Here is a 21281-nt window from a genome sequence, read left to right on the forward strand (position 1 = left end):
ATAGAAGACGCGGTTGGCCGCGGCAACGGCCCCGCTGGTCAGTCGACCGTCGAGCAGCGGGAGGTCGCGTTCATCACCAACGTCGGCGGCTGCTCGGTAGTGAAGGGCTCCAGCGTAAAAAGCATCAGCGACCGATTCGCCAGAGTGAGCTTAGGCCTTGGCCCCTGCTCAGAATCCAGGGTCGCACTCCACCCTTCCTTGGCTCCATACGTGGCCGAGAGCTCGCGCACCCACCCGGTCAAATCGAACCCGTCTGCTGTCACGATCGAACGTTCGACGGCGACGAGAGTTCCCTCTCCGCCGTCCGGGCACGGCTCGGCTCGAACAGTGTCAGCGACCGACGCGATCGAGGTCGACGGAAGCTGCGCCTGCAGATCATCCATGCCGTTTGTCACCTCGGCGGTGACGTCGTCAACAGTGAGCGAGTTCACGGACGACCAAAAACCAGGCCAGCAGTGACAACCCCCACGAGCAGAATGACGCAGGCGGCAGCAAGCACCACGGTCGGATGTTTTCGCATCACGCGCATCGACTTCCTCCCTCAGCTTTCCTGCCTCAAGTCTGCCCGGTCACTCGCGTGGGACAAACGACCGATGGGCCGCCGAGCAACGCTCAAACAGGAGGAGATTCGCGCATCCATCGCCAATAGGGCGCTGAATTGCCAGAACTCCTCCCTTTTGCGTCGTTCCGGGCGGAGATTCGATGGGTCCGTGCTCGTATGCGCGTCGGATGCCCCGAATCTCCGCCCGACCGGCGGAACGCGGGCCCCAGACAAGCCCTAACGCAGGATGCCGCGGGTGCGGGCCGCAGACACCGCCGCGGTGCGCGAGCTCACGCCCAGTTTCGTGAAGATGTGCGCGAGATGCGACTTCACCGTCGTCTCGCTCACGAACAGATCGCCGGCGACCTCGGTGTTGGAACGACCAGCGGCCACAAGCTCGAGAACCTCTATCTCGCGCGAGCTCAGACTCGCCTGCGGCGCCCGCATGCGGCTCAGCAGACGCGACGCGATCACCGGCGCGAGGGCGCTCTCGCCCGCGGCCGCCGCCCGCACCGCTGCGATGAGCTCGTGCGGCGGGGCGTCTTTCAGCAGATACCCGCTCGCCCCGGCCTCGACGGCGCCCAAGATGTCGGCATCCGAGTCGTAGTTCGTGAGAACCAGAACGTAGGGCGCGGCGTCGAGAGCCCGGATGCGCCTGGTCGCGTCGGCGCCCGTCGCCTGCGAGCGGGCGCCGAACTGCAGATCCATGAGCACGACATCGGGGTTCTCGTGCACGGTCGCCGCGACGGCCTCGTCTGGCGTGGATGCTTCGGCGACGACCTCGATGTCGGGTTCGAGGCCGAAGAGCGCGGCGATTCCGGCGCGAACGATGGGGTGGTCGTCAGCGACGACGAGCCTGATCATGCGATGCTCTCGAGCGCGAGATCGACTCGAACGGTCGTGCCACGACCGGGCTGCGACTCAACCGACAGCACGCCCCCGAGCTGGTCGACGCGCTCCCGGGCAGCCTTCAGGCCGAACGAATCCGACCGGCCGCCCCGAGCATCCGCCGCCTGAGGATCGAAGCCGGCGCCGTCGTCGACGATCGTGAAGCGCAGGCCGACACCGTCGGTCTCGAGAGAGATCGCGGCCGTCGAAGCGTGCGCGTGCTGAATGACATTGGCCACCGCGCCCTGGGCGATGCGCAGCAACGCGGTCTGCAGCTGCATCGGCAACTCGACAGAATCGGAGACCCGCACAGTGACGTCGAGGCCCTGAGCCTGCCACTGCCCCGCAGCCAGCCGGCGGAGTGCACCGCCGAGCCCGTTGTCGTCGAGGTCGGGCGGGGTGAGCTCGCGAATGAAGCGCCTCGCCTCGGCCAGGTTGTCGGCCGCGGTCTCGCGCGCGAGGCGGATGTGCTCGACGCCCGGCCGTTCGGGGTCGGCCCTCTCGGCCGCGTGCAACAGCATCTGGATGCTCGACAAACCCTGGGCGAGCGTGTCATGGATCTCGCGGGCAAGGCGGGCACGCTCCGCGAGAACCCCCGACTCGCGCTCGGTTGCGGCGAGCTGCCCCTGCGTCGCCAGCAGCTCCTGCATCAGGGCCTCGCGTTGCTGCGCCTCGCGGGCCAGCGCTTGGTAGCCGAGGCCGATGAGAAGCGCGACACCGGCGCCCACGAGCGGGCCCACGACGCCGCCGACGGTCCATCCGCCATGGATGCCGAGGGCACAGATCGCGACGCCGGTCGCGATGACGATCGCCGCAGACCCCCACCACCGGCCGAGCAGATGCAGATAGAGAAAGAAGAGGGGAAAGACGAGGTAGGCGGCTTCGGGCGTGAGCCACAGCAGGGCGATCCACTCGAGGGTGATCGCGGCCAGCCACGCCGAACCGGCGAGACGGCGCCGACTGTGAGAGCGCGCCGCCCGAGCCACGACTCCCCCGAGCGCGTAGCTGACGAGCAGCAGAATCGCGAGAGCGACGACTGCTCCGCTGCGCTCGCTCGGAACCACCACGGCGCGAACGATCACCAGCGCCGCGAGCGCCGCGAAGAGAACGTGCAGCCCGGTGCGAAGCCCCACGAAGACAGGGGTGAGCGCGGAATGAGCCATGAATCGAACTTTACGCGTCGGCAGCCCCACGTCATCGTCCAAAAGGACGACTGCAGGGCCGATAGATCGGCCGTCGTGCGCCGTGCCCGCGATGGATGCCTCGGGCCGGGTTCCGCGGAAAAGTGAAGAAGGTCGCCGCACCGGTGGCACGAAAGGACGCTTCATGTTCGTCGCACTCCGCGACCTGCGCTTCGCCCGAGGACGATTCATTCTGATCGGCTCGGTGGTCGCCCTCATCACGATTCTCGTCGGCTTTCTCAGCGGCCTCACCGGCGGCCTGGCCACCCAGAACATCTCGGCGGTTCTGCAGCTGCCGGGCGACCGGATCGTCTTCTCGAGCCCGGGCGGCGAGGCCGCGAGCTACTCAGACTCGACCATCACCCAAAAACAAGAGGCGGCGTGGGCCGGCACCGGCGGGGTCACCTCCGCCCGGCCGATCGGCATCACGCAGACCCGCGCCGAGGCGGGCGACACCCGGGCGGCGATCGCCGTCTTCGGCGTGGAGCCCGGCTTCACCCCGGCCGCGCCAACGCAGAGCGGACACGTAAGCCTTGCCGCGCCGGCCGCGAAAGCGCTCGGGGTGAGGACGGGTGGCTCAGTGACGATCGGAGGATCCGACTACGTCGTCGACAGCGTCGCCGGAGACGCGTGGTACAGCCACACTCCCGTCGTCTGGATGACTCTCGCCGACTGGCAGTCCTACGCGGCCGCCACCGGCAGCCCCGACAGCTATGCGACCGTGCTGGCCGTATCCGGAACCCCCGACTGGAACGCGGCTAACACGGCCACCGCGACCGTCTCGACGAGCGTGCTCGGCTCGCTCACCGCGCTCAGCGCTTTCCGCTCGGAGATCGGCTCTCTGCTGCTGATGGTGGCCATGCTCTTCGGCATCTCGGGCCTGGTGATCGGGGCGTTCTTCACCGTCTGGACCATGCAGCGCAAGGGCGACATCGCCGTGCTCAAGGCTCTCGGCGCCAGCACCCGATCTCTGCGAATGGATGCGTTGGGCCAGGCTCTCGTCGTTCTGGTCGTCGGCATCGGGGCCGGCCTCGGCGTCGTGATCGCACTCGGGCTGCTCGCCGGCTCGGCGCTGCCCTTTCTGCTCAGCCCCGTCACCACCCTGCTGCCCGGGGCGATCATGATCGCGCTCGGACTCGCGGGAGCAGCCTTCGCGCTGCGCTCCGTCACCTCCGCCGACCCCCTCACCGCACTTGGGAGCACCCGATGATCCGCCTGAACGACGTCACCCTGACCTTCGCCGACGGCGACACCCGCATCACGGCCATCGACCACGTGTCGCTGACGGCGCATCCGGCAACCGTGACCGGCATCACCGGCCCGAGCGGCTCGGGCAAGTCGAGCCTGCTCGCCGTCGCCGCCACCCTGATCCGCCCGGACTCGGGCGAGGTCCTCATCGACGGAGTCGACGCCGCCAGCCTGAGCGCGACGGAGGCCACGGAGCTGCGCCGCGAAAAGATCGGCATAGTCTTCCAACAGTCCAACCTGATTCCGTCGCTCACCGCGCAGGAGCAGCTGATGGTCATGAATGAACTCGGGGCGCGAGGCGGTCTGGCCGGGCGGCGCGGCCGAGCCGTCGCATCCGATCGCGCAGCGATGCTGTTGGATGCCGTCGGCCTCGGCGACCAGCGGCACAAGCGCCCGCATCAGCTCTCGGGCGGACAGCGGCAGCGGGTCAACATCGCCCGTGCGCTGATGAACGAGCCCAGTGTTCTGCTGGTCGATGAGCCGACGAGCGCGCTCGATCAGGAGCGGGGCGCGAGCATCATCGAGCTGATCCTGCGCCTCACCGACGAGCTCGACACCTGCACCCTGCTGGTGACGCACGACCTCGTGCACATTCCGCGCATGCATGGCGTGCTGCGCCTGGTCGACGGGGCGCTGGTCGAGGGCCGGGTGGCTGCGGCCACGGCGTAGCGCCCTGAGTCAGATCCAGCCCCGGTCGCGGGCGACGACGGCCGCGGCGATTCTCGAGTCGGCGTGCAGTTTCGCCATAGCCATCGAGAGGTGGTTGCGCACCGTTCCGTGCGCGAGGCCGAGCGCCCGTGCGATCTGCTTCGTCGCCAGACCCTCCTGAGTGAGCCGCAGAACCTCGGTTTCGCGCGACGTCAGGGGGCTCTCGTCTTCGGTCAGCGCGGCGGCAGCAAGGGTCGCGTCGATGTATCGGTCGCCATCGGCGACAGACCGGATGATCACGGCCAGCTCGGAGGCGGGCGTCGACTTCGGCACGAACCCGCGCACGCCCGCGGCCAGCGCGCGCTTCAGCGTTCCGGGGCGCGCGTGCCTCGTGACGATGATGACCGGGGAGTCGACGAGCGGACCGAGCTCGATGGCCGCCTGGACCCCGTCGAGCTCGGGCATCTCGAGGTCGAGAAGAATGACGTCGGGGCGATGCTGTTGCGCAGCGGTGACGGCGGCGCGCCCGTCGCGGGCATCGGCCACGACCTCCATGTCGGATTCCATCGACAGCAGAGCCGCCAGGGCCCCTCGGATCAGCTCCTCGTCGTCGGCGATCAGGATGCGGATCATCAGCGCGCATCCACCGGTGCGGAGTCGGCCGTCACAGGGATGCGCACAGTGAGGGTGAAGACGTCATCGACGCGCGCGGTCTGCACAGTTCCGAGGAACGGGGTGAGCCGCTCCCGCAAACCCCTGAGGCCAGTGCCCCCGGAACGCAGCGCTCCCGCTCCATTGTTCGAGACAGTCAGCCGATACTCTCCGCCCACCACGGAGAGGGCGATGCCCGCCTCAGTGGCGCGACTATGACGCAGTACATTAGTGGCGGCCTCGCGGATCGCGATGGCGAAGACCGCTCCCACCGACGTTGAGAGCTCCGGGGCAGAGATTCGCGCTTCGCAATCGATCCCTGCGGAACGCAGGACGGCAGCGGCGTTTCTCACCTCGACCGCAACGGTGACCGTTCGGTAGTCGTTCACGACCGCTCGCGTATCCTCCAGCGCCGCTTTGGCGATCTCGCGAATGTCGGCGATCTCACGTGCCGACCGTTCCGGCTGATTGACGAGAAGACGCTCTGCGAGCTCGCTCTTCAGCGCAATGACCTGCAGGTGATGGCCCTGAATGTCGTGAAGATCGGTAGCAAATCGCAGCCGCTCGGTGGCTACGGCGAGATCGGATGCCGTCTGCCGCGCTTCGTCGAGACGCAGTACGACCTGCAGCGCCCAGACGGTGCTGAGCGGTGTGAAGACCAGCAGCACCAGCGTGCCGATCACGATGAGATCGGCCGGTGATGCGAGGCCCGCTGTGGCGAGCGGGCTCGACGCGAGCGACCCGCTGCCCGTCGGATGAGATACCAACGCCCCGGTGATGAAGATGAGAGCGAGAGTAATGATGGGCACGGCCGCACGCCACCACCCGGGTACCACGCAGCTCAGGATGCCACCGGCGATGACGAGCGGGAATGCCCAGGCCCAGCCGGCAAAGGGTGGAACGAGTGCGAGTACCCATGTCACACCCGCGCAGGCAATCAAGGCGATGAGGAGCGGATGCCGTGCCGCCGCCGTTACCGATGCCCGCAGCAGCAGCGGAACGACCAGCAGTCCCAACACTGTCGACACGACCGAGACAGCGATGAGCGCGATCGTCCGCGGTTCGCTGGGCTCGTTCGTTCCCAACACCAGTGACAGAAAGCCGGCGATCACGACCACCACCCAGAGCCCCACCGCCGTGGAGGCCCGCATGGTGCGGAAGTCGGAGACGCCGGCCTGCATGCGCGACTTATCGGCAGGCATCATGAGGTCAGCGTACTGGCAGGGATTCGAGGAAGGCTGCGGTGTCGTCCGCGATCGCGGGCGACTGGGTGTGATGCAGGTAGTGCTCGCCGTCGAGAGCGACGACCTGTCCGTGATCGACAGACGCAGCCTGTTTGTCGTGCAGTTCGCGCCAGCCGTCGAGCTCGGCGTCGTTCTTCACGACGAAGAGCAGCACCGGAAGCGTTGTCGGAAAGGCGAGGTCGCGGGCCGCTCCGAAGTTCGACCTCGAATGATCCATCTCGTCGAGCATTGTCGGCGAGGTCGAGTTACGCGTCGTGAGCAGGCGCATCTGCTCGGCCGTGCGGTCGTCGAAAGGCCCAGGATCGGCGTCACCCGAGATCCACGACAGTGCCCTGATGACGCCGAGGTCTCGCAGCGCGACGAGCCCGTCGGTGGGAATCGGTTCGTCCCAGCCGGGCTGATTGGGAACACTGCTATCGATGCCGACGAACGCGACGAGCTCGTCGGCATACTCGGCGGCGTAGCTGAGGGCGTAGATGCCCGCGATGGAGTGCCCCATCAGCACGTAGCGATCGACTCCAAGCTGCTGCAGTGCCTCATGAACCTCGTGCGCGATGTTCTCCGAGGTGCGCGGACTGTCGGTCTGGTCGCTGAGGCCGGTGCCGAACGGTTCGACCGCAATGACCCGGTACGACCCGTGGAGCTGATCGATCAGAGGCCCGAAGTCGAGACCCGGGGCCGCCGTTCCGAGTCCGGGCAGCAGCACGATCGTCTCGCCGGTTCCCCCGGTGTCGACCACGTTCATCTGCTTGCCCTCGACGGGAACGAGAGTGCCGTAGCTCGTGATGGCCGCAAGATCGGACTTCGTGGCCACCACGTTCACGATGGACGTGGTGGCGAGAGTCACCACCGGGATCGCCAGGAGCGCACCAATCGTCAGCAGTGTGATCTTCAGCGGCTTTCGCACGACATCCTCGTTTCGGGGTGTGCCGACGCGGCTGTCGCGCGGCTACACCTCAAGCCAAGCGAACGCCGGCGTAACCCGGAAGTGCCGCGATGTCATGTCCCCTCGTGACACATGTCACGCCGTCAGCGCGAGCCCAGCTCGTCGAAGTCGTCGACGCCGGCGTCCGCGGCCTCCCGACGGCGAGCACGCAGCGACGGGGCGGCGAGGGCCGCCAGGATGGCGATCACACCGACCCCGGCCGACGCCCAGAACCCGATGGTGAACGAGTCGTCGGTGGGCGCTCCCTGGGCCGTGACATTCGACGACAGCAGAGCGGCGATCACGGCTGTACCGATGCTGCTGCCGATAGTACGGATCACGGTATTGGCGCTGATCGCCTCACTCGTCTGCGAGGCGGGAACGCTCTCGACGATCGCGTTCGACGTGGCAGCGAGCGCCATGCCGATGCCGATTCCGGTCAGAATGCCCGAGACCAGGATCTGCCACTCCTCGGCGTGGCCGAGAGCGGGGATGATGAACGCGGCCGCCACGGAGACCCCGCCGACGATCATCGGGATCTTCGGTCCGATCTTACGGATCAGGATGCCGGCGGCCACGCCGGACAGCACCATCGCGACGACGGTCGGCAGCAGATAGAGGCCCGACTCGCTGACCGTCTTGCCGAAGCCGTAGCCGAGCACGCTCGGCAGCTGCAGGAGGGTCGGCACGAGGATGAACGTGCCGAACATGGCGAAGCCGAACGCGAGCGCCACGATGTGAGCCGTCCACACACCGCGGTGCTGGAACAGGCGCATGTCGATCAGCGGCTCCTTCACCCGCAGCTCGACAAACACGAAGACCACGAGCGCGACGGCGCCCAGAACGAGCAGCCCCACGGTCTTGCCGTCGCCCCAGCCCCACTTCTGGCCCTCGCCGATGGCGAGCAGCAGGGCGACGAGACCGACAGACAGGATGCCGGTGCCCACCAGATCGAGACGGCCCGGTGTGCGCCGGGGCGACTCCGGGATGCCGAAGATCGCACCGAGGAGGGCGATCGCCACGAGGATGGCCGGCAGCCAGAACAGCCAGTGCCACGAGAGCGCCTCGACGATGGGGCCGGCGGCGACGATGCCGACGCCCGCTCCGATGCCGAAGATGGCCGAGAGCAGACCGATGGTCACGCTGACGCGCTCCCTGGGCAGCTCGTCGCGCACGATGCCGATCGAGAGCGGCATCACCGCACCGGCCGCGCCCTGCAGCACGCGGGCCACGATGAGCACGCCCAGGCTCGGAGCCAGGGCGGCTAGCACGGTGCCGACGAGCAGGAGCGCCAGTACGACGATGATCACCTTGCGCTTGCCGACCATGTCGCCGAGTCGACCCAGGATGGGCGTGAGTACCGAGGCGGAGAGCAGGTAGGCCGTGAGAACCCAGCTCGCGTCCGAGGTGGCGACGCCGAGGTCGGAGCCGATGGTTCCGAGCGCCGGCGCGACGAGCGACTGCAGCACGGCGAACGAAAGTCCTCCGAGCGAGAGAAAGAGCACGATCGCGACCGAGCGGGAACCGGGGGTCTTCGCGGCTCCCGCTGACTGGGCACTGATAGAGCCCGTGCTCGGGCTGTGGTCGGTGACAAACATGAATCTCCTCGATGTAAACACTTGCTGACTTGACGAGTATTCACCCGTGGATGATCTTTGTCAACAATCGTTTACTTGAGGCGCGGCGCAGCTACAGTGGAGGCAGGAGTTGATACATGAGCAGCAAGACGACGACGTCGACGGAGCCTTCCGATTTTCCGGCTGATGCCGACGATGAACTGATCCGCTCGGGTCGCGACGCCGCCCTGACTCGGCGCGCACTGGTCCGAGCCGCGCGCCGACGTTTCGCGACAGACGGCTACCGCGCCACGACCGTTCGACAGATCGCGGCCGATGCGGGAGTGAACGTGGCCCTCATCAACCGCTACTTCGTGTCGAAAGAGGGCCTGTTCGAGGCGTGCATGCTGCGCACGTCAGACGAACTCGACACCCGAGCATCCAGGCCATCGAAGAGCATCGACGAGGTGATCGAACGACTCATCGAACACGTCGTCAACGCACCAGACCGTGACGATCCACTCCAACTCCTGCTTCTCCTGCGGTCTTCGGGAGACGAGAACGCCGACCTGATCCGCCGCAGAACCCTGGAGCACTTCACCCGTCAGCTCGCTACGGCAGCGGGCTGGAGGTCCGACGATCCCGACACCGAGGCCATCCTGCTGCGCGCTCAACTCGCGATCGCTACCTCGCTGGGCGTGGTGATGCTGCGCACCTCGGCTGTAGTAGAGCCCGTGGCATCCGCGAGCGCGCACGAGTTGACGGGCCCCTTGACCCAGGCGCTGCGGGCACTCCTGGCCCCGATCGGTCACTAGACACTCTCCACCTCTCAGCCGAGCCTCGTCGCTGGGATCGTCACGCGTTCGACAGGACGAATGGTGGGACACGCCGTGTTCGGGGCCAAGAAACGCCGACCCTGAGACAGTTCGTCCTGTTGAACGATCGGCACTGCAGTTCCTACACTGAGCCGATGAGCGACGTACTCGATCAAGGCCCCTTCTTTCACGGAACAAAGGCCGACCTCCATGTCGGAGACCTCCTGATGGCCGGCTTCAACTCGAACTACCGCCCCGAGATCGTGATGAACCACATCTATTTCACGGCGTTGCAGAACGGCGCCGGCCTCGCCGCCGAGCTCGCCGCGGGCGACGGCGCCCCACGCGTCTACGAGGTCGAGCCGACGGGCGCGTTCGAGAACGATCCCAACGTGACCGACAAGAAGTTCCCTGGCAACCCCACGCGGTCTTACCGAAGCACCGAGCCGCTCACGATCACCGGCGAGGTCATCGACTGGCCTCGGCTCACCCCCGAGGCTCTGCAGCAGTGGCACGAGAGACTGGCCGCGTTGCGCGCAGACGAACGCGGCGAGATCATCAATTGATACGGGCCACCCGACGCGGGTAACACGCACCCTCGAGGAAGGACGAACGTCAATGAACGACCGCAGCAAAGGAACCGAGTCCATTCTGCTCGCGGTCGCGATCATCAGTTCCTTGGTCGTGATCGCGACGCTGGTGTTCATCTCGCAGGGCAGCGGCAACTTGTTCACCGTGGCCGGTTCCAGCCTCACCACGATCGCAGCAGTGATCGCCATAGTGAGATCACGACGAGCCCGAAAGCGTGCAGCCGACGCGGCGTCCGAGGAGCCGAACGCGTAGTTCGGTCACGCCTCACTGAGGTGCGGAGTGCGGCGGCCGCCCGGCGGCAGCGCAGTCGCGGCACCACCAGCCGGTGAAGCGCTCGAGCATCACCAGCTCGCGCGCGGCACCGCAGGTAGGACAAGGCGGGCTCGCTTCGACGCCGTCGGCATGTTCGGCTGCGCGCGGCTCGGTGTCATCCATGACCGAAGTCTATGCACCGGCTCGGCAGATAACAGGGACAGATGCAGACAGGGGGTACCGGCGCACCGGCACCCCCTGTCCACTGTGGTGACTACTGCGTGCGGCGGCGGCGCAGCACGAACACTGCAGCTCCGGCGATCAGCAGCACGAGTGCTCCAATCCCTGCGAACAGCGCTCCCGAGCCAGTCTGGCTCAGCAGTCCGCCGCCGTCACCGGCCGCGGGAGCCGCAGGCGTCACGGGCGCGGCAGGCACCGCCTGCACGGTCAGCTTCGCCTCCGCGAGAGCTCCCGACGTGCTTCCCGCAGCGCGCACGGTGTGCTCCCCGGCGGGTGTCGTGAGCGGGATGCGCACGGTCGCCGTGAAGCGTCCGTCGCTGTCGGCGTCGGCCGCGCCCAGGAACACCGGGTCGGAGAACAGGGTCAGCTCGACCCGCTCGCCCTCTCCGAATCCACGGCCCGTCACGGTGACCGTGTCGCCCGCGACCACACCCGACGCGCTCAGGGCGATCGAGGCATCCGGTGTGTCGGGGCCTGAGACGACGACCGACAGCGACCCGGGCGCCGAGGTGTTGCCGGCCACATCGACCGAGCGGTACTCGAGCAACGTCGAGCCGACCGTGTCGAAGCTGAGCGGCTCGCCGTAGGCGGCCCACTCCCCCGCGTTCCGCCGGTACTCCAGTGCCGCCACTCCGCTGGTCGCATCGGATGCCGACAGCGTCACGACGACGGGCTGCTCGACCGTGCCGACTGCAGTCGACGGCGAAGCGAGAGCGCTGACGCCCGGCGCCGTGCGGTCGACGGGCAGGCTGAGAGAGCCGACAGACGACTCCACCGGAGATCCCCCTACGCTCGCCCGATACTCGAGAGTGCGAGTGCCGTCTTCAGGCAGTGAGACGGGCGCCGTGTAGGCCGTCCACTCGCCGCCGTCGATGCGGTACTGCAGGTCTGCCGGCGCATCCGAGCCCAACGTCAGGCTCACGACCGGCGCCGTGCGGTACCAGCCCGCGGAGCCATCCGGTGAGCCCGGGGCGGTCGTGGCGATCACGCTCGGAGCCTCGGGGTCGACGTCGTCTCCCACGACGACGCGGATCTTCACCGCGGCGTTCTCGGGAGCCAACTCCTCGTCGGCAGCCATCGCGAACACCGGCAGGCCGGTGGCCGTCCAGTGCACCAGGGCGGCGCGGGCGTGCCTGCGGGGGTCGAACAGACCCGCATCAGTCGCCTCGCCCGGGTTCGACGAGTCGTTCACGGTTCGCGAGTGGTAGACGATCACGGGGTTGCCGAATTCGTCGACGGTGAACGAGTTGTGGCCCGGGCCCACCTGTCCGGGAACGTCGTCGGTCGTGAGCAGCGGGTAGGGGTTCTTCGCCCACGACGCCGGGTTCATCAGGTCGGCCGCAGCATCCGCGGTGAGCACGCCCACGCAGTATTTGTCGTCGACGGTCGCCGCCGAGAAGGCGATGACGATCTTGCCGTTCTTCTTGATCACGGCCGGGCCCTCGTCGATCGAGTCGCCGTTGTTCTTCTCCCACGCCAGGGTCGGCGCGGAGAGCAGAATCGACTGCGAGATCAGCTGATTCGGGTTGGCCGGGTCGATCTCGGCCATGCGCAGCGTCGATCCGATGGCGGGCTTCTCGGCCCAGACCACGTAGTGCTTGCCGGCCTCCTCGAAGTGCGTCATGTCGAGCGAGAAGCTCGTGAACGCGGAGCCGTCTCCGGCCGCCGCCTTGACGTAACCGAGGCTCGTCCAGTTCGCCGGATCGAGTGCGGCGTCTCCGCCGAACTCATCGCCGGTGAACTTGAGCATCGCGGGCCGGATGTCGAAGCCGCTCGTGCGTCCGGCCGTGAACAGGATGTACCAGTCGTCACCGATCTTCTCGAGCTCGGGTGCCCAGATGTAGCGGTTGAGAGCAGGATCGGTGTTCTCGTGCCAGATGGTGGACTCAGGTGCGTTCTTCAACCCCTGGATCGTGTCCGCGCTGCGCAGCACGATGCGGTCGTAGCCGTTCGGGTCGTCGGCACGGGTCATCGGGTAGGAGCCGGTGAAGTAGTACTTGCCGTCGTCTCCGAGGGTGACGTCGGGGTCGGCGCGGCGCTCCACCAGCGGGTCGGGGAAGGACGGTCGCGTGACCGTTCCGTCGACCGTGTAGGTACCGGGGGCCGCCGTTTTCAGGGCTGCGAGCTGCTCGGCATTCCAGTCGACGGGCATCGATGAGGTGTCGCCACTCGAGTACTCGACCGTGGCCGTCTCGGGCAGCGCGGGGGTCTCGCCCTCGCCGATCTTCACGTCACCGAACGACTGCACTCCGGTGTTCACCACGCGCCCGTAGGTCTTCTGGACGCTCGCGTACTCGGCGGCGGTCACGCCGATGCTCGAGGCTCCGGATGCTCCGGAGGGGAAGTCTCCGGAGCTGTCGGGCGCAGCAGGCGTGAGCTCTGTGGCCCCCGCCGGCGAGCTGAATGTCACGAAGTCGGAGGTCGTCACCTCGAAGCGCGCCCCACCCTGGGCCGTGTAGCCCACGCGGTAGGCGCCGATGCCGTTGTCGTACACAGCCGAGACAGCGGTGGCCGAGACGATCGACGGCACGAACGACACGAGACGCTCATTCGTGAACGAGGTCAGGTCGGCCGCGTCGTACACATAGAGGCGCGACCCCTGACCGTTCTCGATCGCGACCAGACGGAAGGTTCCGTCCGGTGCGCGCAGCAGCACGGGCGGGCCGAACTTCGTTGCGCCGAGCGTCGGGTAGAGGATCCCGCGACCCTTGTTCAGGCCCGTGTAGTCCCCCTCCGCAGCATCCGGCGACGAAGACGCCGCGAGGTGCAGCACGTCGGTGCGGTTCGTGTCGCCGTCGACGATGTACGAGCCGATGCGACCGGCATCCTGGGCCAGCACAGAGACAGCGAACTCGCGGGTCGCGGTGAGCTCGCCCAGCGTGAAGGTCGCCGTGAGGGTGACCGGCTTCTCGGCCGGCGCCCGGGTGACCGAGCCGTCGGCCGCGATCGCTGCCGCATCCGATGTCGCCCACGAGACGGCGACCTCGCCGACCGACGTGCGCAGCACAATGTCGTCGCTGACGCGGGTGATGGCCAGGTCGTAGCCGTTCGCAGCCACCGCGAGGTTGTTCTGCGGGGTATCGGCGAGAACCGTGAACGGGAACTCCCGGGTGATCGTCTTGCCGGCCAGCGTGAGCGTGGCCGTGAGCGTCACGGGCACGTCGCCGTCGACGGTCGGGCGGGTCACGGTTCCGTCGGTGGCGATCGTGTCGGGCCGGGTCGACGCCCACGTGATGGTCGAGCCGTTGCCACCCCGGGCCGCGAGGTCGCGGTCGGTCGTGATGGCTCCGGAGCCCGGGTTCAACGCTGCGGCGTCTGCCTCGAGGGCCGCCTGCACGGTGGCGTCGTCGGCCCACGCGTAGTACTCGGCCGAGATCGACGCATCGTCGAGCGCGGTCGTCCAGACCTTCACGTCGCGCACTCCGCCCTTGTAGAGGTCGTCGGGGTACGACGACTTGCCGATGTACGACACGAGGTTCGAGCCGAACTGGCTCACCGTTCGTGTGGTCGCGACCGATCCGATCTTCTTGCCGTTGAAGTAGCCGGTGATGCGGTTCGGCTCGATCACGGTCGTGTACAGGCCCCAGGCGTTGGATGTCGCGGGTCCCGCGATTCCCTGGCCCGCGTTGGTGGGCGAGATGCCGGCCTCGGTACCCCACGGGGAACCGGGCGAGCTGCCGTTAGTGATGACCGACTTGAACAGACCGCTCGGGTTTTTGGGATTCAGCAGCCAGTACTGGGCCGGCGGGTTGCTCGCGGAGCCGAAGAACATGGCCGCGTAGTTTCCGGATGCCCGATCGTTGCGCAGCCAGGTCGAGATGGTCAGGGTGTCGCGGCCGTCGAACAGGCCGGTGGGCAGCTGCACGTACGCTCCGCTGCTGCTGCTCGAGCCGCCCGGAAGAGCGAGCTCGGGACCGGTCACCTTGGCGCCCGTTCCCTTGATCACACCGTCGTTCCCGTAGGGAGACGAGTCGGGTACGGTCGTGCCGGATGTCTTCGAGAAGTCGTAGTGCAGACGCAGATCGCCCTGTGCTGCGGCGACCTTGATCGTGGCGGTGACGGCACGGGCGACACTCGTCACCTCGCCCTTCACGGTGATCGTCTGCGCGGTGTCGGCGTAGCCGGCCGGAGTCTTCTCCCAGGTGACGGGCAGGTCCTGCTGCGAGCCATCGGCGAAGACCACCGTGGCTGTCTTCGGCAGAGCCGCCTCGGTGCCGACCTGAGTGGTGAGTGACACGGGCTTCACCTCGGTGACAGCAGGGAGCATCGCGTCGAAGACCCGCTTCTGCTCCTCTGCCGTGATGGGGAGCACCGTGCCGTGTCGGGGTGCCGGGTTCGGCAGCGTGTAGTTGGCAGGAATGGTCCAGTCCGCATCTGCCCCGAGCTTCTTCGAGAAGAGCGGAATGTACTTGCGACCGCTGAACTCATCGACGAAGAGGTAGTAGCCCTCGCCGTTCACGTCACCGGGGTTGGCCTTGACGATGGTCGGGCCCTCCACGGCTCCCGTTCCCGCGTTCTTGCCGATGCAGCTCTCCTGCAGCGCCCAGGCGCCCGTCGTCGAGGTCTTCGTGGTGACGGCGAGCAGATCGGTCGACGTCTCTTCGAACACGTCGAGGCAGCCCATCGACTGCGCCTCGTCTTTCGTGAAGCGGTGGTAGGTGTCGCCCTCCTTGATCACGGTGCTGTCGATGCGCGAGACACCCGTGTTCTGCCAAACCTTCGCCTCGGTGAACGTCTGGAAGTCGCGCGTCGTGGCGTACATCATGACGTTCGGCGCAGAACCGGTGTGGTTGGGGTCGTCGGCCGCGTAGATCTTCGACGCCCAGAACACGACGTAGGCACCGAGCGATTCGTCGTAGAACGCCTCGGGCGCCCAGGTGTTTCCTGCCGTGTCGGGCGAGACCTGCACGTGGCGCTGCTCAGACCAGTTCACGAGGTCGGTCGACTCCCACACCTCGATGAACTTGCTGCCGGTGCGCTGCGAAGCGTCCCAGCTCGTGCCGCCGCCGATCGAGAGATCGGTGGCGATCATGTAGAACTTGTCGCCCTCGGGAGAGCGCACGATGAACGGGTCGCGCAGGCCCGTGGTGCTCTTCGTCGACGTGATGGCGGGCTTGCCGCCGTTCAGGGCGAGCCAGTTGCGAGCGTCGTTGCCGGTGCTGGCTCCGAAGTAGATCTTCTCGCCGGCGACGCTGTCACCGGTGAAGTAGCTGAACAGGTACGACTCGTACTCCTGCTTCGCCGGCAGGGCGGGAACGGTCGCCGTGAAAGTGCGCGTCAGAGTGGCCTCGCCCTTGGTGGCCGTCGCCGTGAGGGTGACGGATGCCGCGGGGTCGCCGTGTGCCGGGCGCGAGACGACGCCGTCGGTGGCGATTCGGGCCGCGTCGTTCGACGCCCACGAGACAGAGACGCCAGAGACGCTGGATGCGGGCAGAGTGAGGTTTCCGCGCACGTCGTCGAGGCCGTGCACGACGATCGCGTCGAGCGCGGACTGGGCCGCGTCGCCGTCGGGCGAGGCTGTGGCCACGACGGTGACGGGAATGGTGCGGGTCACGGTGGCGGCACCGGCCGTGATTGTGGCGGTCAGATCGACCTTCTCCGTGGATGTCGTGCGAGTCACGGTTCCGCTTGCCGAGACGACGGCCGGGTTCGACGACGCCCACGTGATGGTCGACTTCGCCGGGCCGGTAGCCGGCAGCGAGAGGTTACCCGTAACGGCGGAGACGTCGCCGAGCGAGCTCTCGGCCCAGGCTGCGTCGGAGGTCGCGAGCGCGGTCGCAGACTGCGTTGTCAGCTCGCCGATCTCGCTCGTCGACAGTGCGCGGTTGTAGATGCGGAAGTCGCCGATGAGGCCCTTGAAGGAGTTGTCATCCGCGTAGGCCGAACGACCGATGTAGTTGCGGTTGGTCTTTCCTGCACCGATCTGGGCCGGGGTCACGGTAACTCCGGTGTTCTGCATGACCTGGGTGCCGTTCTCATACAGGGTGCCGACGGTCCCCGTCTGCGTGTAGCTCAGGCGCTTCCACGTGCCTTTCGCGAGATCGGAGCCCTTCGAGGTGACCTTCTCTCCGCCCCAGGCCGCGGCAGAGATACCCGAGCGGTAGGGGGTCGACGTGGTGAAGAGGTAGCCGGTGCCCGAGTTCGAGGGGCCGACCGCCAGGTTGCCGAGGTTGTAGAGAAAGTGGTTTCCCTTGAGGCTCGGATCGACCCACGCATCGAACGTCACGGTGATCGAGTCGAGTCCCGCAGTGAGGTCGTTCGGCAGCTTCACCGCGTTGCCGCTGCCGGATGCGCCGCCGCCGAAGACGAAGCCGTGACCGGCGTTCCAGCCTGCCGTGCCCTCGACGGCCGCGGTTCGCCCGTTGCCCGACGAGTCGGCCACCGAGGTGCCCGTCGTCTCGTCGAGCTTGTACCAGGCGACCAGACCGTCGTCGATCGACGCAGCCACCGCGGGTGCTGGAGGCGCGGCCAGAAGGGTACTGAAGGCGACCGCGAAGACGGTCAGCATGGCGATTCGGGATTTCAGCATGAACTCACTCCGTTGTGGGTTTTCTCGGCAGAACACTTTTTTCGTTGATCGAGTAGCCCGCGAGGAACGAGCGGGCGTATCGAGATCACCGCGAGGGTGATCTCGATACGCGCTGCTCCTTCGTCGCGAGCGCTACTCGATCAGCGCAGGAGTGCGGATCAGGTCTTGCGTTTACGTGAGACGACGAGCCTCTGCAGCAGCACGAAGACGAGCAGGATCGCGCCGGTGATGATGGTGGTCGCCTCAGGCGGGATACTGCCGTCGCGAGTGATGAGCACGTTCATCAGGCCCAGAACGAGTGCGCCGATGACCGAGCCGAGCACAAAGCCGGCGCCACCGGTGAGCAGGGTTCCTCCGATGATGACGGCGGCGATCGCGTCGAGCTCCCAGCCCACGCCCGTGATGTTCTGCGCGATTCCGAGCTTCGACGTGTAGACCACGGCAGCGAGGCCGGCGAGCGTTCCGCTGATGATGTAGATCGCGAGCTTGGTGCGCACGACGGGCAGACCCATCAGCGTCGCCGACTGCTCGGATCCGCCGATCGCGTAGACCGTGCGTCCGAAGCGCGTCTTGTGCAGCACATAGAAGGCGATGATCACGACGACCGCTGCGATGATCACGTTCGGGGTGGTGACGAGGTCGTTGATCTTCGGGCCGTCGATCACCTTGATCTCGGTCGACAGAGTGCGGATGGGCGACTCGTCGGCCAGGCGCTCGGGCGTGGTCGAGAGCATGGATGCGAGACCACGGGCCAGAAACATCATCGCGAGCGTCGCGATGAACGGTTGCACATTGAAGTACTGGATCAGGATTCCCGACGCCGCGCCGAAGGCCGAGCCGATGAGGATCATCAGAACGATGACCACGAACGGATTCCAGCCCGAATTGGCGAGCATCACTCCCACGAGACTGCTGATGGCGATGATGGCACCGACAGAGAGGTCTACTCCACCGGTGAGGATCACGAAGGTGAGTCCGACCGCCAGGATGATCAGGTAGGCGTTGTTGATGAAGAGGTTCGACAGCGTCGAGAACTGCAGGATGCGGCCGTAGGCGATCTCGCCGTAGATGATCATGCCCACGAAGATCACGATGGCGGCCAGGGTCGGCAGCGTCTCGAGGTTGGGCTTGAGGCGATTCACGAGCGACGGGGTGTGCGGGCTCTGGGGCGCGCTCGGGCGTTCGATGACGGAGGTCATGCCGACACCGCCTCCTTTCGTGGCGTGCTGGTTCTGGCACGACGCTGGCTGAAGAGTGCGCGTACACGCTGCGATTGCAGGAGGCAGATCGCCACGATGACGATGGCCTTGAACGCGGGGGTCGCCGACGACGGGATGGCGAGGAACACGATGGTCTTGTCGAGCGTGGCGATCAGTAGAGCGCCGATCACGCTGCCGGTGAGCGAGAACTTGCCGCCGGCCAGCGAGGTGCCGCCGATGACCACGGCGAGGATCGCATCCATCTCGGAAGAGAAGCCGGTCTTGGCCACCTCGACGGTCATCACGCTGGCGGTGCTGAAGATTCCTGCCACTCCGGCCAGAACGGCGCTCAGGATGTAGACGAAGATCAGCAGGCCGACAGGTCGGATGCCCGCCATGCGTGCGGCCTTGGGATTGATGCCGATCGATTCGATCATCAGGCCGAGTGCACTGCGGCGCACCAGCAGCGCGACGAGCGCCACGATCACCGCTCCGATCACGAAGACGACGGGAAAGCCGAGGACGGTGCCGTTGGCGATCCAACGGAAGAACTCGTTGCTGGCCGAGGTGTTCTGGCCGGAGGTGATGACCTTGGCGAGTCCTCTACCGGCCAGCATCATGATCAGCGTGGTGATGAACGGCTGGAGCCCCACGATCGAGACGAGCACACCGTTGATCAGGCCGAGGAAGGCGCTGATGCCGAGGGCGAGCGCGATGGCCATAAGAGCGGAGCCGAGCGATCCGTCGCCGGCATCGTGCATGAACTCCATCGACACCGCTCCGGAGACGGCCATGACCGAACCGACCGACAGGTCGATGCCCCGTGTAGCGATGACCAGGGTCATGCCCACGGCGATCATCATGATCGGCGCGCTGGCGCGAAGGATGTCGATGAGGTTTCCCGAGAGATCGCCGGTGACGGCGTTGACCGAGATGCCGAGATACGACGGGTCTTTGATGAGGTTGATGATCAGCAGCAGCACGAGAGCCGCGATAGCCCAGATGTAGGGCTGCTTGACGCTGGTCTTCACGAAGGACGCTGCGCCCGATGGGGGGTTCGACATCAGTTGACGCTCCCCTCGGAGGCGAGAGCAGCAGGCTCCGGCTCGAATGCCTCGACGCCCTGCGCCTCGGCTCCGTCCGATGCGATCAAGTCGACGATCGTGTCGGCGGTGATGTCTGGCCCGTTGATGATCTCTCCGATCTTGCGGTGGTCTTTCAAGACCACGATTCTTTCGCTGAGGCGCACGACCTCTTCGAGCTCCGACGAGATGAAGACCACCGACATTCCCTCTTCGGCCAGGGTCGCGATCGCTTCCTGGATCTCTGCCTTGGCGCCGATATCGATGCCGCGAGTGGGCTCGTCGAGAATCAGCAGCTGGGGCTTCGTTGCGAGCCAACGGCCGAGCAGAACCTTCTGCTGGTTGCCGCCGGACAGGTTCTTGATGGGACGCTCCGGGTCGCTCGGTCGCACGTTGAGCTCGACGAGGTACTTGTCGCACAGCTCCTTCTGCTCGCGCTTCGAGAGCGGGCGGGCCCACCCGCGTCGGGCCTGTACGGCAAGAATGAGATTCTCGCGCACGGTGAGGTCGCCGACGATTCCCTCGTCGCGGCGGTTCTCGGTCGAGAACGCGATCTTGGTGGCGAGTCCGGCCACGGGGCTGTGCACCTCGGTGCTCTTGCCTCCGATGGTCACCGCTCCCGAGTCGGGGCGGTCGGCGCCGTACATCAGGCGGCCGAGTTCGGTGCGGCCGGAGCCGAGAAGCCCGGCGAGGCCCACCACCTCGCCCGGGTAGACGGCGATGTCGACGGGCTCGATCGAGCCCTTTCGGCCGAGATCTGTGGCGCTGTAGAAGGGCTGCTCGCCGCTTTCCCGCGCATCCCGTCGTCTATTCGAGCCGAGCGATGCGAGAGTCTCGAAGTCCTTGCCGATCATGAGCGAGATCAGCTGGCTGCGGCCCAGGTCGCGGGTGAGGTGCTCCCCCACGAACTCGCCGTTGCGCAGCACCGTGAGGCGATCACTGATCGCATAGACCTGGTCGAGAAAGTGCGAGACGAAGAGAATGGCGACGCCCTGATCGCGCAGGCGACGCATGACCGTGAAGAGACCCTCGACCTCGTTGGCGTCGAGGCTCGAGGTGGGCTCATCGAGAATGAGCACCTTCGATTTGGCCACCATCGCACGGCTGATGGCGACGAGCTGCTGCAGGGCGAGCGAGATGCTCGACAGGGGCTGACGGGGGTCGAGGTCTCCGAGGCCGAGACCGACGAGGGCCTCGTGGGCGGCCTGGTGGGTCTTCTTCCAGTTGATGCCGAAGGCGCCGCGGATCTCGTTTCCGAGCATCACGTTCTCGCCCACGGTGAGGTTGTCGCAGAGGTTGACCTCTTGATAGACGGTCGAGATGCCGGCGCTCTGGGCGTCGGCCGTTCCCGAGAACTGCCGAGGGCCGCCAGAAACCAGGATGCTGCCGGAGTCGATCTTGTAGACACCGGTGAGTGCCTTGATGAGGGTGGACTTGCCCGCACCGTTCTCACCCATCAGGGTGTGCACCTCACCCGGGTACAGCCGCAGCTGCACGTTCTGGAGGGCTTTGACGCCAGGGAACTCGATCGAGATATCGGTCATCTCGACGATCGGCTCTGTCGCTGCCATGTCTGCCTGCTCGTTCTGCCGTCTGCCGGCCTCGTCTTTGAGTCGCATGGAGTCTCCCACGCGGGAGCCCATTCGGTTCCCCGAGCCGTGTGGCTCGGGGAACCGAATGAGCGGGGTGAA

General features: G+C 66.7%; 17 protein-coding genes. 5 read left to right on the forward strand and 12 right to left on the reverse strand.

Annotated features, from left to right (window positions below):
• Positions 1–38 precede the first annotated feature (38 nt).
• From B9Y86_RS14835 to B9Y86_RS14845, 3 genes are all read right to left on the reverse strand, one after another.
• Entirely contained in the window at positions 39–383 is a 345-nt protein-coding gene (locus B9Y86_RS14835) for a hypothetical protein (RefSeq protein ID WP_176223376.1), read from the reverse strand.
• A gap of 395 nt (positions 384–778) precedes the next feature.
• A complete protein-coding gene (locus B9Y86_RS14840; RefSeq protein ID WP_085487464.1) occupies positions 779–1405 on the reverse strand; it encodes a response regulator transcription factor in 627 nt (208 codons plus the stop codon).
• Positions 1402–2592, reverse strand: a complete 1191-nt coding sequence (locus tag B9Y86_RS14845; RefSeq protein WP_085487466.1) for a sensor histidine kinase — start codon at positions 2590–2592, stop codon at positions 1402–1404. Before B9Y86_RS14845 ends, B9Y86_RS14840 begins: the two co-directional genes overlap by 4 nt.
• 163 nt (positions 2593–2755) lie before the next feature.
• Here B9Y86_RS14845 and B9Y86_RS14850 point away from each other — a divergent pair, with 163 nt between their 5' ends.
• Positions 2756–3820, forward strand: coding sequence for an ABC transporter permease (locus B9Y86_RS14850; protein WP_085487468.1), 1065 nt, complete (start codon positions 2756–2758; stop codon positions 3818–3820).
• Positions 3817–4527, forward strand: coding sequence for an ABC transporter ATP-binding protein (locus tag B9Y86_RS14855; RefSeq protein ID WP_085487470.1), 711 nt, complete (start codon positions 3817–3819; stop codon positions 4525–4527). The genes B9Y86_RS14850 and B9Y86_RS14855 overlap by 4 nt, the downstream gene beginning before the upstream one ends.
• Before the next feature lie 9 nt (positions 4528–4536).
• Here B9Y86_RS14855 and B9Y86_RS14860 read toward each other — a convergent pair whose 3' ends face one another.
• From B9Y86_RS14860 to B9Y86_RS14875, 4 genes are all read right to left on the reverse strand, one after another.
• A complete protein-coding gene (locus tag B9Y86_RS14860) occupies positions 4537–5139 on the reverse strand; it encodes a response regulator transcription factor (RefSeq protein ID WP_085487472.1) in 603 nt (200 codons plus the stop codon).
• A complete protein-coding gene (locus B9Y86_RS14865) occupies positions 5139–6362 on the reverse strand; it encodes a sensor histidine kinase (RefSeq protein WP_085487474.1) in 1224 nt (407 codons plus the stop codon). Before B9Y86_RS14865 ends, B9Y86_RS14860 begins: the two co-directional genes overlap by 1 nt.
• Before the next feature lie 4 nt (positions 6363–6366).
• Positions 6367–7308 carry an alpha/beta fold hydrolase gene (locus B9Y86_RS14870; RefSeq protein WP_085487476.1) on the reverse strand — a complete coding sequence of 314 codons (942 nt, stop codon included), beginning with the start codon at positions 7306–7308 and terminating at the stop codon, positions 6367–6369.
• A gap of 122 nt (positions 7309–7430) precedes the next feature.
• Positions 7431–8924: an MFS transporter gene (locus B9Y86_RS14875; RefSeq protein WP_085487478.1), complete on the reverse strand. Its 1494-nt coding sequence runs from the start codon at positions 8922–8924 to the stop codon at positions 7431–7433.
• 116 nt (positions 8925–9040) lie between these two features.
• On the opposite strand from B9Y86_RS14875, the gene B9Y86_RS14880 reads away from it, so the two are divergent.
• The 3 genes from B9Y86_RS14880 to B9Y86_RS14890 all read left to right on the forward strand — a co-directional run bounded on the left by B9Y86_RS14880 (position 9041) and on the right by B9Y86_RS14890 (position 10540).
• Positions 9041–9697 (forward strand): TetR/AcrR family transcriptional regulator, encoded by a 657-nt coding sequence (locus B9Y86_RS14880; protein WP_217809215.1) that lies wholly within the window; start codon positions 9041–9043, stop codon positions 9695–9697.
• A gap of 155 nt (positions 9698–9852) precedes the next feature.
• Complete coding sequence (arr, locus tag B9Y86_RS14885) at positions 9853–10263, forward strand: NAD(+)--rifampin ADP-ribosyltransferase (RefSeq protein ID WP_085487480.1); 411 nt, start codon at positions 9853–9855, stop codon at positions 10261–10263.
• A gap of 52 nt (positions 10264–10315) precedes the next feature.
• On the forward strand, positions 10316–10540 hold the full coding sequence (locus tag B9Y86_RS14890; RefSeq protein WP_085487482.1) for a hypothetical protein: 225 nt from the start codon (positions 10316–10318) through the stop codon (positions 10538–10540).
• Between the two features lie 12 nt (positions 10541–10552).
• Here the strand turns inward: B9Y86_RS14890 and B9Y86_RS17605 are convergent, their stop codons facing one another.
• The 5 genes from B9Y86_RS17605 to B9Y86_RS14910 all read right to left on the reverse strand — a co-directional run bounded on the left by B9Y86_RS17605 (position 10553) and on the right by B9Y86_RS14910 (position 21161).
• Positions 10553–10723 (reverse strand): hypothetical protein, encoded by a 171-nt coding sequence (locus tag B9Y86_RS17605; protein WP_176223377.1) that lies wholly within the window; start codon positions 10721–10723, stop codon positions 10553–10555.
• A 91-nt stretch (positions 10724–10814) separates the two neighbouring features.
• Positions 10815–17309 carry an immunoglobulin-like domain-containing protein gene (locus tag B9Y86_RS14895; protein WP_085487484.1) on the reverse strand — a complete coding sequence of 2165 codons (6495 nt, stop codon included), beginning with the start codon at positions 17307–17309 and terminating at the stop codon, positions 10815–10817.
• A 158-nt stretch (positions 17310–17467) separates the two neighbouring features.
• Entirely contained in the window at positions 17468–18508 is a 1041-nt protein-coding gene (locus tag B9Y86_RS14900) for an ABC transporter permease subunit (protein WP_085487486.1), read from the reverse strand.
• Entirely contained in the window at positions 18505–19572 is a 1068-nt protein-coding gene (locus B9Y86_RS14905; RefSeq protein WP_085487488.1) for an ABC transporter permease, read from the reverse strand. The genes B9Y86_RS14900 and B9Y86_RS14905 overlap by 4 nt, the downstream gene beginning before the upstream one ends.
• A complete protein-coding gene (locus B9Y86_RS14910) occupies positions 19572–21161 on the reverse strand; it encodes a sugar ABC transporter ATP-binding protein (protein WP_085487616.1) in 1590 nt (529 codons plus the stop codon). The genes B9Y86_RS14905 and B9Y86_RS14910 overlap by 1 nt, the downstream gene beginning before the upstream one ends.
• Positions 21162–21281 lie beyond the last annotated feature (120 nt).

The sequence above is a fragment of the Agreia pratensis genome, assembly GCF_900177685.1.
In the GTDB taxonomy this organism is placed as follows: domain Bacteria; phylum Actinomycetota; class Actinomycetes; order Actinomycetales; family Microbacteriaceae; genus Agreia; species Agreia pratensis.